Annotated in this window: 14 protein-coding genes; 12 read left to right on the top strand and 2 right to left on the bottom strand. The window is 61.4% G+C overall.

Going from position 1 to position 14,224, the window contains the following annotated elements; genetic code table 11:
* Positions 1–139 precede the first annotated feature (139 nt).
* The 12 genes from J3348_RS02505 to hslO all read left to right on the top strand — a co-directional run bounded on the left by J3348_RS02505 (position 140) and on the right by hslO (position 12,360).
* On the top strand, positions 140–457 hold the full coding sequence (locus tag J3348_RS02505) for a YerC/YecD family TrpR-related protein (RefSeq protein ID WP_120079555.1): 318 nt from the start codon (positions 140–142) through the stop codon (positions 455–457).
* A 74-nt stretch (positions 458–531) separates the two neighbouring features.
* Positions 532–855 carry a hypothetical protein gene (locus J3348_RS02500; protein WP_097781897.1) on the top strand — a complete coding sequence of 108 codons (324 nt, stop codon included), beginning with the start codon at positions 532–534 and terminating at the stop codon, positions 853–855.
* Between the two features lie 152 nt (positions 856–1,007).
* Positions 1,008–1,661 (top strand): HAD-IA family hydrolase, encoded by a 654-nt coding sequence (locus J3348_RS02495; RefSeq protein WP_242702837.1) that lies wholly within the window; start codon positions 1,008–1,010, stop codon positions 1,659–1,661.
* Positions 1,662–1,703: 42 nt separating this feature from the next.
* Positions 1,704–3,581 carry an SGNH/GDSL hydrolase family protein gene (locus J3348_RS02490; protein WP_242702836.1) on the top strand — a complete coding sequence of 626 codons (1,878 nt, stop codon included), beginning with the start codon at positions 1,704–1,706 and terminating at the stop codon, positions 3,579–3,581.
* Positions 3,582–3,636: 55 nt separating this feature from the next.
* Positions 3,637–3,858 carry a hypothetical protein gene (locus tag J3348_RS02485; RefSeq protein ID WP_118527866.1) on the top strand — a complete coding sequence of 74 codons (222 nt, stop codon included), beginning with the start codon at positions 3,637–3,639 and terminating at the stop codon, positions 3,856–3,858.
* 95 nt (positions 3,859–3,953) lie between these two features.
* Positions 3,954–4,694 (top strand): YjjG family noncanonical pyrimidine nucleotidase, encoded by a 741-nt coding sequence (locus J3348_RS02480; RefSeq protein WP_044953456.1) that lies wholly within the window; start codon positions 3,954–3,956, stop codon positions 4,692–4,694.
* A 35-nt stretch (positions 4,695–4,729) separates the two neighbouring features.
* A complete protein-coding gene (locus J3348_RS02475; RefSeq protein WP_207698229.1) occupies positions 4,730–6,625 on the top strand; it encodes an ABC-F family ATP-binding cassette domain-containing protein in 1,896 nt (631 codons plus the stop codon).
* 13 nt (positions 6,626–6,638) lie between these two features.
* Complete coding sequence (locus tag J3348_RS02470; RefSeq protein WP_207698228.1) at positions 6,639–7,184, top strand: Gx transporter family protein; 546 nt, start codon at positions 6,639–6,641, stop codon at positions 7,182–7,184.
* A 141-nt stretch (positions 7,185–7,325) separates the two neighbouring features.
* The gene (gene lon / locus J3348_RS02465) at positions 7,326–9,785 is read left to right on the top strand and encodes an endopeptidase La (protein ID WP_005940355.1); all 2,460 of its coding nucleotides are present in this window, start codon (positions 7,326–7,328) and stop codon (positions 9,783–9,785) included.
* 306 nt (positions 9,786–10,091) lie between these two features.
* Entirely contained in the window at positions 10,092–10,691 is a 600-nt protein-coding gene (gene yihA / locus J3348_RS02460) for a ribosome biogenesis GTP-binding protein YihA/YsxC (protein ID WP_005940358.1), read from the top strand.
* A 3-nt stretch (positions 10,692–10,694) separates the two neighbouring features.
* The gene (locus tag J3348_RS02455; RefSeq protein WP_005940360.1) at positions 10,695–11,444 is read left to right on the top strand and encodes a class I SAM-dependent methyltransferase; all 750 of its coding nucleotides are present in this window, start codon (positions 10,695–10,697) and stop codon (positions 11,442–11,444) included.
* A 4-nt stretch (positions 11,445–11,448) separates the two neighbouring features.
* Positions 11,449–12,360, top strand: coding sequence for an Hsp33 family molecular chaperone HslO (gene hslO, locus J3348_RS02450; protein ID WP_097777920.1), 912 nt, complete (start codon positions 11,449–11,451; stop codon positions 12,358–12,360).
* A 402-nt stretch (positions 12,361–12,762) separates the two neighbouring features.
* Here hslO and J3348_RS02440 read toward each other — a convergent pair whose 3' ends face one another.
* Positions 12,763–13,905: a sporulation protein YqfD gene (locus tag J3348_RS02440; RefSeq protein ID WP_207698227.1), complete on the bottom strand. Its 1,143-nt coding sequence runs from the start codon at positions 13,903–13,905 to the stop codon at positions 12,763–12,765.
* A 9-nt stretch (positions 13,906–13,914) separates the two neighbouring features.
* Positions 13,915–14,202 (bottom strand): YabP/YqfC family sporulation protein, encoded by a 288-nt coding sequence (locus J3348_RS02435; protein ID WP_242702835.1) that lies wholly within the window; start codon positions 14,200–14,202, stop codon positions 13,915–13,917.
* Positions 14,203–14,224 lie beyond the last annotated feature (22 nt).

Below are 14,224 nucleotides of genomic sequence, written 5' to 3'. Positions count from 1 at the left end.
TTCACGCCAAGGGCTTGACTTTCACACTTTGATGTGCTAAAGTGGTGATGCAAGAAAGAACCTGAACATTTCCGGAACAATTAAAAGAGGGAACGCTCCCAAAACCGGACAGTCCGCTGCGGCGGCAAGGAGAACATTCATGGCAGATAAAAATTCCAGAAGAAACCAGACCACCGATGCACTGTTTGATGCCATCCTCAGTCTGGAAACGCGGGAGGAGTGCTACAACTTCTTTGAAGACCTGTGCACCGTGAAGGAGATCTCGGATATGGCGCAGCGGCTGGAAGCGGCAAAGATGCTGCTGGACGGCAGAACCTACGATCAGATCGTGAAGGCGGTGGAGATCAGCACGGCCACCATCAGCCGCATCAACCGCTGCATCCAGTACGGCTCCGGCGGCTACCGCGAGACCATTGAAAAGGTGCGCGGCATCCAGAACCCTAAAAAGCAGGAGTAACACCGGCGTACCCGGCAGACATAGAATGGGGCGTACACCGCCCCTGACCGGATGAACGAAAGGAAGGTTTTATCATGTCTGCTGAGAACTGTATCGATACCACCCGCTGCCCCTGCCCCTGCCTGCCCAAGGTGACGCTGGAGCAGGCGGTCATTGACCTTGTGGAGAGCATCGCTCTGCAGGAAAATGCCCTGAGCCACATCCTGTGTGCCGAGAGCCGGAAGATGGATGCCGCCATGAAACTGGACGGTCTGGACCTGTGCAAGCTGCTGGAAGTAAACGATTCGGCCACCAACATGGTGCACGCCGTGGCAAACCTGGAGCTGGTGCTCAAGGATAAGCTGGAGTTCGTCTCCAACAACCTGTACTATCCGCCTGCGGATGCCGCAGCGAAGTAAGAAGATGCGGAAAGGCCTGTCCGGATGCCGGGCGGGCCTTTTCTCTGCTTGAATGCATAATTTTTGTAAAAACCATTTGTTGGAATTGCTGATAACGGGATTCTGTGCTATACTATACAATGTATCACCATGAAAGTGAGGAAATTTACAAATTGCTGAACTACGATGCGATCCTGTTTGATGTGGACGGGACCCTGATCGATTCCGCTCCCGGTATCATAAATACATTAAAAGAAGTCTTTGCCAGGATGGGCGTGGACACCACAAATGTGAACCTGCGCCGCTACCTTGGCCCGCCGCTGCGCAAGAGCTTTGGTGAGCACTTTACCGACCCGGCCCTCATTGAAAAGGCCACCGACCTGTACCGCGACAGCTATGCCGTCAAGGGCAGCCACGAGTGCGCCGCCTACCCCGGTGCAGCAGAGATGCTGCAGCGCCTGAAGGACGCGGGCCTTGTGCTGTGCACCGCTACCTCCAAGCCTACGCAGGTCGTCACGCCCATTCTGGAAGAAAAGGGCCTTGCAGGCTATTTTGATTTTATCGGCGGCGCGTCCATGGACGAGAGCCGCGACACCAAGACCGACGTGGTGCGCCATGTGCTGGCCCAGCCCATGATGCAGGGCAGGCGGGTGCTGATGGTGGGCGACCGCAACGACGACATGCGCGGTGCTGCGGACTGCGGGCTGGATGCCGCCGGTGCGCTGTACGGCTACGGCAGCAGGGAAGAGCTGGAACCCTTCCACCCGGTGCTGCTGGCCGAAAGCTGCGCCAGCCTTGCAGACCAGATCCTGAACGGACAGGCATGACCGGAAGGCCCTGTGCCGGAAACTAAGTGAATGGTGAGAAATATGAGAAATACACGACCGGAAAAGCAATCGCTTACTCCTATGCAGAAGCAGGCTGTGCTGGTGTGCAGTGTGTGCGCGCTGGCAGCCATTCTGACCATTGCCATTACCATGACGCTGCTCAAGCGCGGCAAGACCCCTGCAGCCCCGGGGGAACAGCCCTCCAGCGAGGTGCTGGTGCCGGGCGAAGAGGATATCTCGGATCACTACCAGATCAGCGAGACCTCTGCCGCCCTGCTGCCGGAGACCGCCGACGCGGGCGAGAGCTACCAGAAGGAAACGCTGTTCCTCGGCGATTCCAACACGGTGCGCCTGTACGCCAACGGCCTGATCAGCCTGCAGCAGTTCTGCGCCAAGGAGGGCATTGGCACCCATGCCGCCCTGAACGAGGGCATCGTTACCTTTAAAAAGGACAGCAGCACCTACACCATCGCGCAGGCCGTGGCCAAAATGAAGCCCCGCCGCGTGGTCATCATGCTGGGCACCAACGATACCGGCATGAGCGTGGACGAGTTCATCAAGAACTACACCGCGCTGGTGCAGGCCATTCAGGAAAGCTACCCCTACACCGACATCATCGTGAACACGGTGCCGCCGGTGCCCGCAAACCACGCAAACTACCCCCACATGGACCAGACCAAGATCGACGACTTCAACATGGCCCTGCTGTCCATGTGTGAGCAGATGGGCCTGAAGTTCCTCAACAGCGCCGAAGCGCTGAAGGATGCCAACGGCTATGGCCGCGAGGATTACTACCAGACCGGCGATATCCACCTGAAGCCCGTGGGCCTGAAGGCCATGCTGAGCTATCTGCGCACCCACGCTTACCAGACCGACGACCGCCGCCCCGACACCGCCAACATCCCCACCCGCGCCGAGTATACCCCGAACCCCAGCTCTGCGGTGACAGCACCCAGCAGCTCGGAGGCTGCAGGCTCTTCCGAAGAGCAGGGTGTACTGTATCAGGCCAGCTACCGGGTGGACAAGACCGGCGGCACCCTTTCCAGCGGCAGCGACAGCGGCAAGACATCCCTCTCCTATGAAGTGACCAGCGCCGCCCAGTCCATCAGCGTGACGGCTGTGCCGCAGGACGGCTATGTGTTCGTCAAGTGGAGCGACGGCGTGACCCAGAAGACCCGCACCGATACGAACTTCAAGCAGAACGTGGACGTGACCGCCGTGTTTGCAGCGGCTTCCGTGCATATCAGCAGCACCGGCAAGGCCGTGCTGGGCGATTCCTACACCTTTACCGCAAAGCTGGGCGGCAAGCACCTCACTGCCGACAGCATCCGCTGGTACGCCAACGGTGCGGAAGTGCCGCAGGCGGCGGGTAAGACCACCGTCAAGGTGGAGATCGACCCCTCCATGCTCAATGCGACCTTTAAGGTGTATGCAGTGGCAAGCTACAACGGCTGCACCGTTACCAGCAACGTCCTGAATGTGACGGTCAGCGGCGTAAGCTCCGGCAGCTCGTCTCACAGCTCCGGCAGCTCTGGCAGCACGTCGGGCAGCAGTTCTTCCGGCAGCACCAGTTCTTCCGGTGCATCGTCCGGCACCACCTCCGGGGCATCCTCCGGGGCTACATCCACCTCCGGCAGCTCGTCTCACAGCTCTTCCGACAGCTCATCTCACAGCTCTTCCAGCAGTGAGAGCACGGCTTCCCCGGCAGGCTCGGCTTCTGCTTCCAACGGAACAGCCAGCTCTTCCCACAGCACCAGCTCGTCCCACGCGGACTCTGGTGAGAGCAGCTCGGCTTCCCATAGCAGCTCCAGCAGCGAGAGCAGCTCTGCAAGCTCTGGCAGCTCCCATGCGGCTTCGGAATCCAATGCCAGCAAGGAAGCCGCCAACGAGCAGTCCACATCCACGGACTCCGCGTCCTGAGGCTGTCACCCCGGCCTGCTGTGCCGCATAGGCTGGCAGGAAGGGAGGCGTTTGCATGTACTACGAGGAACCCCGCATCCCGGCGCTGCCCGGGGAAGAGAACGTGACCGACGGCAGCGTGGACGATTACGGCACCGACTGGGAGAACGTGGACAACGGCGCGCTGGAAGAGGAAATGGCAAAGTGTGCTGCCACCCCCTGTGATGTCAAAACCACCTGCCCGGACAACGACCCGGAGCAGACGGACGTACCACCGTACGAAATTGTAACAGAATGATGTGAAGCCAGCTCTGTTTACGGCAGGGCTGGCTTCTGCCTGTTGTTGAGCGCATGGCAGCTGAGGCCATGGCAGAAGGAAAAGAGGGAAGGTTTATGGCAAAATATTATTGCGTGCTGTTCGATGCAGACAACACCCTGCTGAACTTTGACGCAGCCGAAAGCAAGGCACTGGCCGAAACGCTGGTGAACTACGGCATTGAGCCGGACGCAGAAACGGTGCAGACCTACCGCACCATCAACTCGGAGCTGTGGCGGCAGCTGGAAAAAGGCCAGATCAAGCGGGAAAAGCTCATGGCGGAGCGGTTCACCCGCTTCCTCAAGGCCATTGATGCCGCCGGTGACGGAGCCGAGATGAACCGCTTCTATCTGGAACAGCTCTCCACCCACCCGGACCTGATGGGGCCGGAAGTGCTGGATGTGCTGCGGGAGCTTTCCGAGGTGGCAACGCTGGCCGTTGTGACCAACGGCTTCCAGAAGGTGCAGATCCGCCGTCTGGCCGAGAGCGGTGTGCTGAACTTTATGGAGGACGTGTTCGTCTCCGAGAAGATGGACAGCGAAAAGCCGAACCGCAGAATTTTTGATGCGGCCCTGCGCGCCCTTGGCGTGGAGAACCGCGAGCATGTGCTGGTGGTGGGCGACGGCCTGAGCAGCGACATTCAGGGCGGCGTGAATGCGGGCCTTGACACCTGCTGGTATAACCCCAGCCACGCCGAGAACCCCGGCAAGGTGGTGCCCACCTACGAGATCGCAGACCTGAAAGAGCTGTACCCGCTGGTGATGGAGCAGGAAGAGCTGGCCAATGTGGGCCTGAAGAACCGCCGCCACCAGTGCTGAGCCAATAAGCGGATAGAGAACGGGATCATAAAACTATGCTGATACATTTGGAAAAACTAGGCAAGAGCTTTGGCGAGAAGATCGTGCTGCACGATGTGACCGCCAGTGTCGAGCGGGAGGACCGCATCGGCATCGTGGGCCAGAACGGCGCGGGCAAGACCACCCTGCTCAAGATTTTGACCGGCGAGTACCAGGACTACGAAGGTGAGTTCAGCGTGACCCACGGCGTGACGCTGGGCTATCTGGAACAGAACGCAAAGCTGGATGCCACGCTGGATCTCTACGGCGAGATGCGCTCCACCTTTGCCCCTGTGCTGGATGCCATGGCCCAGATGCAGGTGCTGGAACGCAAAATGGCCGCGCAGCCGGACGACACGGAGCTGCTGGCCCGGCACGACCAGCTGCAGAACATCGTGGATGCCGCCGACGGCTACAACATGGATGTGAACATCAAAAAGGTGCTGTCCGGCATGGGCTTTGCGCAGGATACATGGCAGAAGAACATTGCGGTGCTCTCCGGCGGCGAGCTGACGAGGCTGCGGCTGGCAAAGCTGCTGCTGGAAAAGCCGGACGTGCTCATTCTGGACGAGCCCACCAACCACCTGGACTTTGCCACCATGGAATGGCTGGAAAACTACCTCAAAAGCTATTCCGGTGCGGTGCTGGTGGTCAGCCACGACCGCTACTTCCTCGATAACGTGTGTACGAAGATCTGGGAGGTCTCCTACCAGACCATGACCACCTACAAGGGCAACTTCTCGGCCTACCTGCCCCAGAAGGAAGCCGCCGACGCCCTGCGCCAGAAGCAGCACGATGCAGATGTGGCACTGGCCGAAAAGCTGCAGGACTACGTGGACCGCAACCTTGTGCGCGCCTCCACCACCAAAATGGCCCAGAGCCGCCGCAAGCAGCTGGAAAAGCTGGAGATCACCGAAGCGCCCAAGGACGAGACCAACCAGCTCAAGTTCCGGTTTGAATATGACGTAGAACCGTGGAACGAACTGGTGCTGCTCAAGAACCTGACCATCAAAATAGGGGAGCGCACCCTGCTGGAACCCTTTACCTACACGGTGTGCCGCGGCCAGCGGCTGGTGATCGCAGGCCCCAACGGCGCGGGCAAGTCCACCCTGATGCAGGTGCTGGACGGCAAGCGCCGCCCCTCCGGCGGCATGGTGCGGCTGGGCACCGGCGCACGGCCCAGCATCTTTGCCCAGCAGCAGAACCGTCTGGGGCAGGGCCGGGTCATCGATGTGATCTGGAACAAGTACCCCCGTATGACCGAGCTGGAGGTGCGCAGCCATCTGGCAAAGCTGGGCTTCCGGGGCGAGACGGTGTTCAAGCCCTGCGAGGCGCTTTCCGGCGGCGAGCTGGCCCGCCTGCGCTTTGCGGAGATCGTGCTGGAACGGCCCAACCTGCTGTTTCTGGACGAGCCCACCAACCATCTGGATATCTACACCCGCGAAAACCTTACCGAGGCCCTCATGGCCTACACCGGCACGCTGCTGCTGGTCACCCATGACCGCCACCTGATGAACAGTCTGGCCTGCCCCATCCTCTACCTTGAGGACGGCAAGGCCACCCTCTACCCCAGCTACGACGCCCTGATGGGCCGCAACGCCCCGGCCCCTGCTGTGCAGAAGGCCGCCGAACCGGCCAAGACCGGCTACGGCAGGGAGCAGCGCCGCCGCCGCGCCGAGCTGCGGGCCAAGATCAAGGCCTGCGAGGACGAGATGGAAGCCTGCGGTGCACGCGAAGTGGAGCTGGACAACGAGATCAACTCCCCGGAGGTGTACAACGACCCCGACCTGCTGCGCCAGAAGAGCGACGAGCTGAGCGACCTGCGCTTCCATCAGGAAGAGCTGTTTGCCGCGTGGGAAGCTGCCATGGAAGAGCAGGAAAGCTACGAGCAGAGCCAGCAGACCGAAGAGTAAAGGAGGGTGCAGCATGCCCCAAAACAGACGCAGTTACGAAAAAACGCGCCGCATCGCCCTTTCCGGCCTGCTGTTTGCGCTGGCCATGGCGCTTTCGTTCATTGAGGGCACGCTCACCATCCCGGGCCTTTTGCCGGGCATGAAGCTGGGCCTTGCCAACATCGTGGTGATGTACGCGCTGTTTTTCATGGGGCCAAAGCAGGCACTGGTGCTGGATGTGCTCAAGGCGCTGTTCGTGTTTCTGGTGTCCGGCTTCACGGCGGGCTTTCTCTCGCTGTGCGGCGGCCTGCTGTCACTTTTGGTGATGTGGGTGCTGTACTATCTGCTGCCGGTGCGGCCCACCTGGTTCATCCTTTCCGTATGCGGCGCACTGGCCCACAACATCGGCCAGCTGCTGGGTGCGAGCGTGATCATCTCGTCGTCGCTCTCGTTCTACTATGCGCCGGTCATGCTGGTGCTGGGCCTTGTGATGGGCGCACTGACCTCCATCACCCTCAAGGCCCTGCTGCCCGCTCTTGGCAAAATGGGCTTCTCCACGCAGGAAAAGCGGGGAGAATAACCAACCGTCCATGCATCACAGTTGCATTTTGGCCGGAAATCAGTATAATAAGGAAACAACCTACTATTTTAAAGATAAAATCTCTTGCATACAGCGCTGCCGCCGTGGGAAAGTGCGCGGCAGCCGGGAGGTGTTTGCACTATGAGTGAAAAAGTTACCATCAAGGTGGAGCGCAAAAAGCTGCATCTGCCCACCATCGCCCTGCGGGGGCTGGTGGTGTTTCCCAACAATCTCGTCCACTTTGAGGTGGGCCGCGAAAAGAGCATTGCCGCCGTGGAGTGGGCAATGGCAAATAATTCCAACGTGTTTCTGGTGGCACAGAAGTCCATGGACACCACCGAGCCGCAGCAGGCAGACCTGTTCAGCTACGGCGTGGTGGCCGAGGTCAAGCAGGTGCTGCGCGTCTCCGGAGACCTTGTAAAGGTCCTGGTGGAGGGCAAGTACCGCGCAAAGCTCAGTGCACTGGATGCCAGCGGCGATTTTCTGCTTTCGGAGGTGCGCCCGGCCCCGGTGCGCGCAGGCAAGGCCGACGATGCCGTGGAGACCGAAGCGCTGCTGCGCGCCCTCAAGGCCGGGTTTGACGAGTACCTTGGCATGAACCCGCGCCTTGGCAAGGACGTGGTGTTTGCCATCGTTTCCAGCGACGACCCCGCCTTCCTCAGCGAGTACATGCCTGCAAACCTGCTGTTCCGCTACGAGGACAAGCAGGCTGTGATGGACGAGGGCACCCTGAACGGACGGCTGAAAAAGCTCATCGAGATGCTGCGCCGTGAGTGTCAGGTGATGAAAATTGAAAAGGAGATCGCGGAAAAGGTCAACGAGTCCATGGACAAGAACCAGCGCGATTACTACCTGCACGAACAGCTGCACATCATCAGCGACGAGCTGGGCGAGGGCGACGACACCCACGCCGAGGCCGACGAGTACCGCCGCAGGATCACCGGGCTGCACCTTGCCGAGGACAGCGAGAAGAAGCTGCTCAAGGAAGTGGACCGCCTTGCCAAGATGCAGGGCTCCAATCAGGAGGCAACGGTCATCCGCACCTATCTGGACACCTGCCTTGACCTGCCGTGGAACACCTTTACGGTGGACGACCTTGATATCAGCCGCGCACAGCAGATCTTGGACCGCGACCACTACGGCCTGAAAAAGGTGAAGGACCGCATTCTGGAAACGCTGGCCGTGCGCAAGCTGGCACCGGACGTGAAGGCACAGATCATCTGCCTTGTAGGCCCTCCGGGCGTGGGCAAGACCAGTATTGCACGCTCCATCGCCGAAAGTCTGGGCCGCAAGTATGTGCGTATCAGCCTTGGCGGCGTGCGGGATGAAGCCGAGATCCGCGGCCACCGCCGCACCTACATCGGCGCGATGCCCGGCAAGATCATCACTGCCATGATCTCTGCCAAGAGCGCGAACCCCCTCATGCTGCTGGACGAGATCGACAAGCTGGCAGGCGACTTCCGCGGCGACCCGGCCGCAGCCCTGCTGGAAGCGCTGGACCCGGAGCAGAACAGCACCTTCAACGATCATTTCATCGATATCCCGTTCGATTTGAGCCATGTGCTCTTTATCACCACCGCCAACGATCTGGGCAGCATCCCCGGCCCGCTGCGTGACCGCATGGACGTGATCGAGCTGCCCAGCTACACCCGCGTGGAAAAATACAACATTGCCCGCAAGCACCTGCTGCCCAAGCAGCTCAAGGCCTGCGGCCTGACCGGCAAGGTCACGCTGAGCCAGAGCGCGCTGTACGGCATCATCGACGGCTACACCCGCGAGGCCGGTGTGCGCAATCTGGAACGCACCATCACCAGCGTGCTGCGCAAGTGCGCCCGCAAGATCGCCGCAGGCGAGGTGGAAAGCGTCTCCGTTACCGGCACCATGCTGGAACAGCTGCTTGGCCCCCGCTTTGTCAAGCCCGACTTCCTCAACCGCACCAACGCGGTGGGCATCGCCAACGGTCTGGCATGGACCAGCGTGGGCGGCGAGACCCTGCCCATCGAGGTGCAGGTGATGGACAACGGCAGCGGCAAGATCACCGTCACCGGTTCGCTGGGCGACGTGATGAAGGAGAGCGCTCAGCTGGCCGTTACGTGGGTGCGCGTGCACGCCGCCGAGTACGGCATCGACCCGGAAAAGCTCAAGAAGTGCGACCTGCACATCCACGCCCCGGAGGGCGCAGTGCCCAAGGACGGCCCTTCTGCCGGTGTCACCTTGACCACGGCGCTGGTGTCCTGCCTGTCCGGCATCCCGGTGCGCGGCGATGTGGCCATGACCGGCGAGATCACCCTGCACGGCAACGTGCTGCCCATTGGCGGCCTGCGGGAAAAGAGCATGGCGGCCTACCGCGAGGGCATGAAAACGGTGCTCATCCCCAAGGACAACGAACCCGACCTGTATGAGGTGGACGACGAGGTGAAGAAGAACCTCACCTTCCTGCCCATGCAGAGCCTGACGCAGGTGCTGAACGCGGCCCTGCTCAAGCCCCAGAACGCAAAGAAGGCCAAGGCTCCCAGCCGCACCCACGCAAAGAAAAAGGCGGCAGACGCCGCCATCGTGCCGCCCACCGCAGAAAAGCCCCAGCCCGGCGCGGTGTGCTGAGAATAGGGCAGGGCGGCAGATAGCTTTCTCCGCGAACAGCCCGGGACTCCAGTCCCGCCCCAACGCTTGCGCGCCGGGGCCCCACCCCCAGGACATTCGCTGGAGAAACTATCTGCCGCCCTGCTGGGATCGGCACCGGATACTCCGGCAAGATGCGCGAAGCCATGTCTAAAGTGCAGGCTGCGACTAAAATCGACAGAAAAGCCCGACGGGAAGTGCGAGGGCTTGCCTTCGCTGGTGGTCTGGCGAGCGCAGGCGGGACGGAGTGTCCGGTGACGATCCCCTTATCAAAGAAAGGAAAGCTCCATGAATTACAACAAAGCTGATTTCATTGCCAGCTACGGCATTTCCAGCCAGCTGCCCGAGAGCGACCGCCCGGAGCTGAGCTTTTCGGGGCGGTCCAACGTGGGCAAATCCAGCCTTATCAATAAGCTGTGCAGCCGCAAAAACCTTGCCCGCGTGTCCAGTACACCGGGCAAAACGGCCACCATCAATTTCTATTCGGTGGACGACTGCTACTTTGTGGACCTGCCCGGCTACGGCTACGCCAAGGTGAGCAACGCCGACCGTGAGCGCTGGGACGACCTCATCAACAGCTACTTTGAAGCACCCCGCCACCACACCCTGCTGGTGCAGCTGCTGGACTGCCGCCACGCCCCCAGCGCCGACGATGAGCAGATGCTGCGCTACCTGCACTATCACCAGATCCCCTACGTGGTGGCCCTGACCAAGGCCGACAAGCTCAAAAAGAGCCAGCTGGCCAAGACGCTGGAAGACTTTGAGAACCTCTGCCGCCCCTATGGCTGCCAGAAGGTGGTGCTGACCAGCGGCGAGAACGGCTACGGCATCCCGGAGCTGCAGGCGGTGCTCAATGCCGCTGTGGCCGGGGAACAGGAAGCGGAGTAAACCATGGCCTACAACGAATTTGCCTATTTCTACGATGAATTCAACGGCGAGGCCGATTACGATGCCCTGTATGCCCACATCCATGCAAAGCTCAAGGAGCACGGCATCCACGACGGCATCCTTGCCGACCTTGGCTGCGGCACCGGTGAGCTGACGTTGATGCTCACGCAGGCGGGCTATGATATGATCGGCATTGACCAGTCCGAGGAGATGCTCTGCGTTGTGCGCGATAAGGCCGAACAGCTGGGCCTATCCGGCAGGCTGCTGCTGCTCCGGCAGGATCTGCTCAAGCTGGATCTGTACGGCACCATCCGGGGCGCGGTGTCCACCTTTGACACCTTCAACCACATCCCGGACCTCGACACCGCCATTGCCAACGCGGGCTTTTTCATGGAGAAGGGCGGGGTGTTCCTGTTCGATATGAACACGCCCTACAAGCACCGGAACGTGCTGGGCGACAACGCGTTCACCTTTGAGGAAGAGGATGCCGCCTGTGTGTGGCGCAACCACTACGATGCCGCCAACCGCCGCGTGGAGATCACCGTGGACATCGACTACCACGAGACCGGCGAGCACTTCCACGAGCAGTTCTGCGAGTACACCTATGACCTTGACACCATCCGCACCGCGCTGGAAAAGCACGGCTTTGCGCTGGAAAGCGTCTGCGACGGCGAGACCTTCGGCCCGCTGACCGAGGACAGCCAGCGCTATTTCTTCTGCGCAGTCAAGCAGTATACACAATTGGAGGGATAACTTTATGGCAAATCTGATCCGCGGCCTGTCGGAGAACGGCGGGGTCGTGTTCTGCGGCGTGGATTCCACCCAGATCGTCCGCAAGGCCGAAAAGCTGCACACCACCAGCGCCACCTGCAGCGCGGCACTGGGCCGTCTGCTCACCGGCGCGGCCCTGATGGGCTCCATGCTCAAGGACGACCGTGACCAGATCACCCTGCGTGTGTCCGGCGGCGGCCCGGCGGGCGTGGTCATTGCCTGCACCGACGGCACCGGCAACGTGAAGGGCTGCATCGATCACCCCTTGGTGGAGCTGCCCGCAAAGCCGAACGGTCACCTGGACGTGGGCGGCGCTGTGGGCAAAGACGGTGTGCTCACCGTCATCCGGGATAACCGCCTGCAGAAGGAGCCTACCGTGGGGCAGGTGCCGCTGGTCTCCGGCGAGATCGCCGAGGACCTGACCGCCTACTACGCCTACAGCGAGCAGGTGCCCACCGTCATGGCGCTGGGCGTGCTGGTGGACAAAGACCTGTCCATCCTGTGCGCAGGCGGCTTTATGGTGCAGCTGCTGCCCGGTGCCACCGATGCGGAGATCGATCAGCTGGAAAAGAACATCGCGGCCATGCCGTCCGTCACCACCCTGCTGCACGAGGGCAAGACCCCCGAGGACATGATGCAGCTGGCGCTGGCGGGTTTTGACCCCAACGTGCTGGACGAGCGCGATGTGCACTACCAGTGCGACTGCAGCGCCGAGCGCACCAAGGAGATGCTGTTCAGCCTTGGCCGCAAGGAGCTGGTGAGGATGCGCGACGAGGACCCCGCCTGCGAGGTGGTGTGCCACTTCTGCCACAGCAAGTACCAGTACGACCTCAACGACCTGCTTGCCGAGTACGATGCGCAGGCGGCGGAACGTGCCGCTGCAGAGCAGGGGACTTGACAAACCGCTAAAAAACAACTATACTACAAATAGAAAAGGCGCTGTCCGCAATGGTCAGCTCCTTCCGGTTAGATCAATAAGAATGACCGCCACGGTTTGGAGATTGGGGCGGTCATTTCTTATTGTTATGGATCTCTTTGAAGATTGCCCATGCGATCTGAAATGTAATCCCAACTGTGCCGCCAACAATGACGAACAGCTGCAGAACATCGTTCAACACCATGATGCATCCCCCCTTCCGCGTTTGCGAACGGGGGAACAAACAATAAGCTTTTACGTCCCCCGGACGCTTGCCGGAGGGAAGCATGACCACCTGCGCTTGCAGACAGCACCTAATCACCGCCTTTTCAGGCGGTATTTTTAGTTTAACATACTTTTTGGCGAATTACAATGGGAATCCTTTCACCCGCAGATGTCCGCTGCCACGGTGTAGGTGACGGTATAGTCCAGTACATTGCCGTTCACGGTGCAGTCCTCTTTGCGGGCGATGTGCTCCGCGTCCGGCCATGCGGCGTACAGCGCCTGCAGGCTTTGCAGCCGGGCCAGCGCAGCGGCCTGCGCTTCGGTGCGGTGCAGCGTTTCCGGCTGCTGCACATAGCGGCAGGTCTCCTCCACAGAGCAGGGCAGGGCAAGGCCCAGAAGCGGCACCTCCGGCTGGAAGTGCCGGAGGATCACCGCCGCATGTTCCGGCGCAGGCACGGCGGGCAGGGAGAAGGTGTGCCCGAACGCTGTCACCCGGTATGTGCGGGTGCACGCGCCGGTGTACTGCTGCACCGTCTCTTCCAAGGGCACGGTGCGGGTGTCGCTCCACTCAAACTGCGCAACCACCGTTCCGGCGGCGGGCGCAAAGATCAGGGTGCCGTCCCGCTCGGCGCGGGCTGTGCCAATGAGGCCCTGCCCGGCTTCCACCTGCTGGCCCGGCTGCACCAGCATGGTGCCGCTGGTAAGGTTCGTGCGCAGAACAGTGCCGCCGCATTTTGCCCGGATGCCGTGCAGCGTTCCGGCGGCAATGTCCGGCTTGGGCTTGGCCGCGGCGGCTTCCACCACCAGCCGCCCTTTGGCAAAATTCAGGCTGGCCCAGGAGAACTCGCCGCTGTGCAAAAGGGCGTACTCCCCGGCGGTGAGCTTTGCCTCGGTCACAGCCGCACCGGGCTGCAGGCCCGCTTCCCGCAGGACGGCGCAGGCCCGCGCAGCCTGTCCGGTGGTGAGGGAAGAGGTGTCCGCATACCAGACGAATTGCTGTGCAAAGAGCAGCAGCGGCACAAACACCGCCAGCCCCGCCCAAAGCCCGGCCCGGCGCAGCAAGGGGCGCAGGCAGAAATACAGCCCCAGCTTCCGGCGGATGCGCAGCCGCACCCGGTGCTTGCGGGCCAGCGCGGCAAGGCGCGGGTACTGCCACGCGGCGCACCGCCCGCCAAACCCTCCCGGCAGGGCCGTTACCCCGTAGGGATGCAGCCCGGCCCGGGCGGCAGCGGTAAGCAGGGCTTCGGTGCTGCCATTGCATGCGGTGAACTCCACCGCGGCCCAAAGGCTTACCGGTTCCATGAGCACCTCCTAGTCATCCGCAAAGTCCGTGCGCACGAACCGCCCCCGCAAGGTCAGGCGGCTGGCGGTAAGGGTGACGATCTTCAGCCCGTCGCCGTAGATGGTCAACCGGCCATGGGGCATCTGCAGGCACAGCCGGTCGGGGCTGTAGGTCAGGATGCGGCAAAAGTGCTCCACCTCCATGCGGCCCCCGCTCAGGTAGACGGCAGGGGCGTGGTAAAAGCCCTGCGGCGGCTGACGGAACAGCAGGGCCAGCCAGCTTTGCAGCAAAAGCCGCTTTTTGCGCTTGGCACACATCCCATTCCCTCCCATCCCGCAG

Origin of the sequence: Faecalibacterium sp. Marseille-Q4896 (genome assembly GCF_017377615.1) — a bacterium.
Classification (GTDB): domain Bacteria; phylum Bacillota; class Clostridia; order Oscillospirales; family Ruminococcaceae; genus Faecalibacterium; species Faecalibacterium taiwanense.
Note: the sequence above shows the minus strand (reverse complement) of the source record. Positions and strands in the feature narration are given on the sequence as shown.

What these genes read in the sequence shown, in the direction of transcription:
- yihA (WP_005940358.1), top strand. Translation starts at nt 10,092, where the DNA reads ATGAATTACAACAAAGCTGATTTCATTGCCAGCTACGGCATTTCCAGC.
- J3348_RS02475 (WP_207698229.1), top strand. Translation starts at nt 4,730, where the DNA reads ATGCTGATACATTTGGAAAAACTAGGCAAGAGCTTTGGCGAGAAGATC.
- J3348_RS02455 (WP_005940360.1), top strand. Translation starts at nt 10,695, where the DNA reads ATGGCCTACAACGAATTTGCCTATTTCTACGATGAATTCAACGGCGAG.
- lon (WP_005940355.1), top strand. Translation starts at nt 7,326, where the DNA reads ATGAGTGAAAAAGTTACCATCAAGGTGGAGCGCAAAAAGCTGCATCTG.
- J3348_RS02440 (WP_207698227.1), bottom strand. Translation starts at nt 13,905, where the DNA reads ATGGAACCGGTAAGCCTTTGGGCCGCGGTGGAGTTCACCGCATGCAAT.
- J3348_RS02505 (WP_120079555.1), top strand. Translation starts at nt 140, where the DNA reads ATGGCAGATAAAAATTCCAGAAGAAACCAGACCACCGATGCACTGTTT.
- J3348_RS02480 (WP_044953456.1), top strand. Translation starts at nt 3,954, where the DNA reads ATGGCAAAATATTATTGCGTGCTGTTCGATGCAGACAACACCCTGCTG.
- J3348_RS02490 (WP_242702836.1), top strand. Translation starts at nt 1,704, where the DNA reads ATGAGAAATACACGACCGGAAAAGCAATCGCTTACTCCTATGCAGAAG.
- J3348_RS02435 (WP_242702835.1), bottom strand. Translation starts at nt 14,202, where the DNA reads ATGTGTGCCAAGCGCAAAAAGCGGCTTTTGCTGCAAAGCTGGCTGGCC.
- J3348_RS02500 (WP_097781897.1), top strand. Translation starts at nt 532, where the DNA reads ATGTCTGCTGAGAACTGTATCGATACCACCCGCTGCCCCTGCCCCTGC.
- J3348_RS02470 (WP_207698228.1), top strand. Translation starts at nt 6,639, where the DNA reads ATGCCCCAAAACAGACGCAGTTACGAAAAAACGCGCCGCATCGCCCTT.
- J3348_RS02485 (WP_118527866.1), top strand. Translation starts at nt 3,637, where the DNA reads ATGTACTACGAGGAACCCCGCATCCCGGCGCTGCCCGGGGAAGAGAAC.
- hslO (WP_097777920.1), top strand. Translation starts at nt 11,449, where the DNA reads ATGGCAAATCTGATCCGCGGCCTGTCGGAGAACGGCGGGGTCGTGTTC.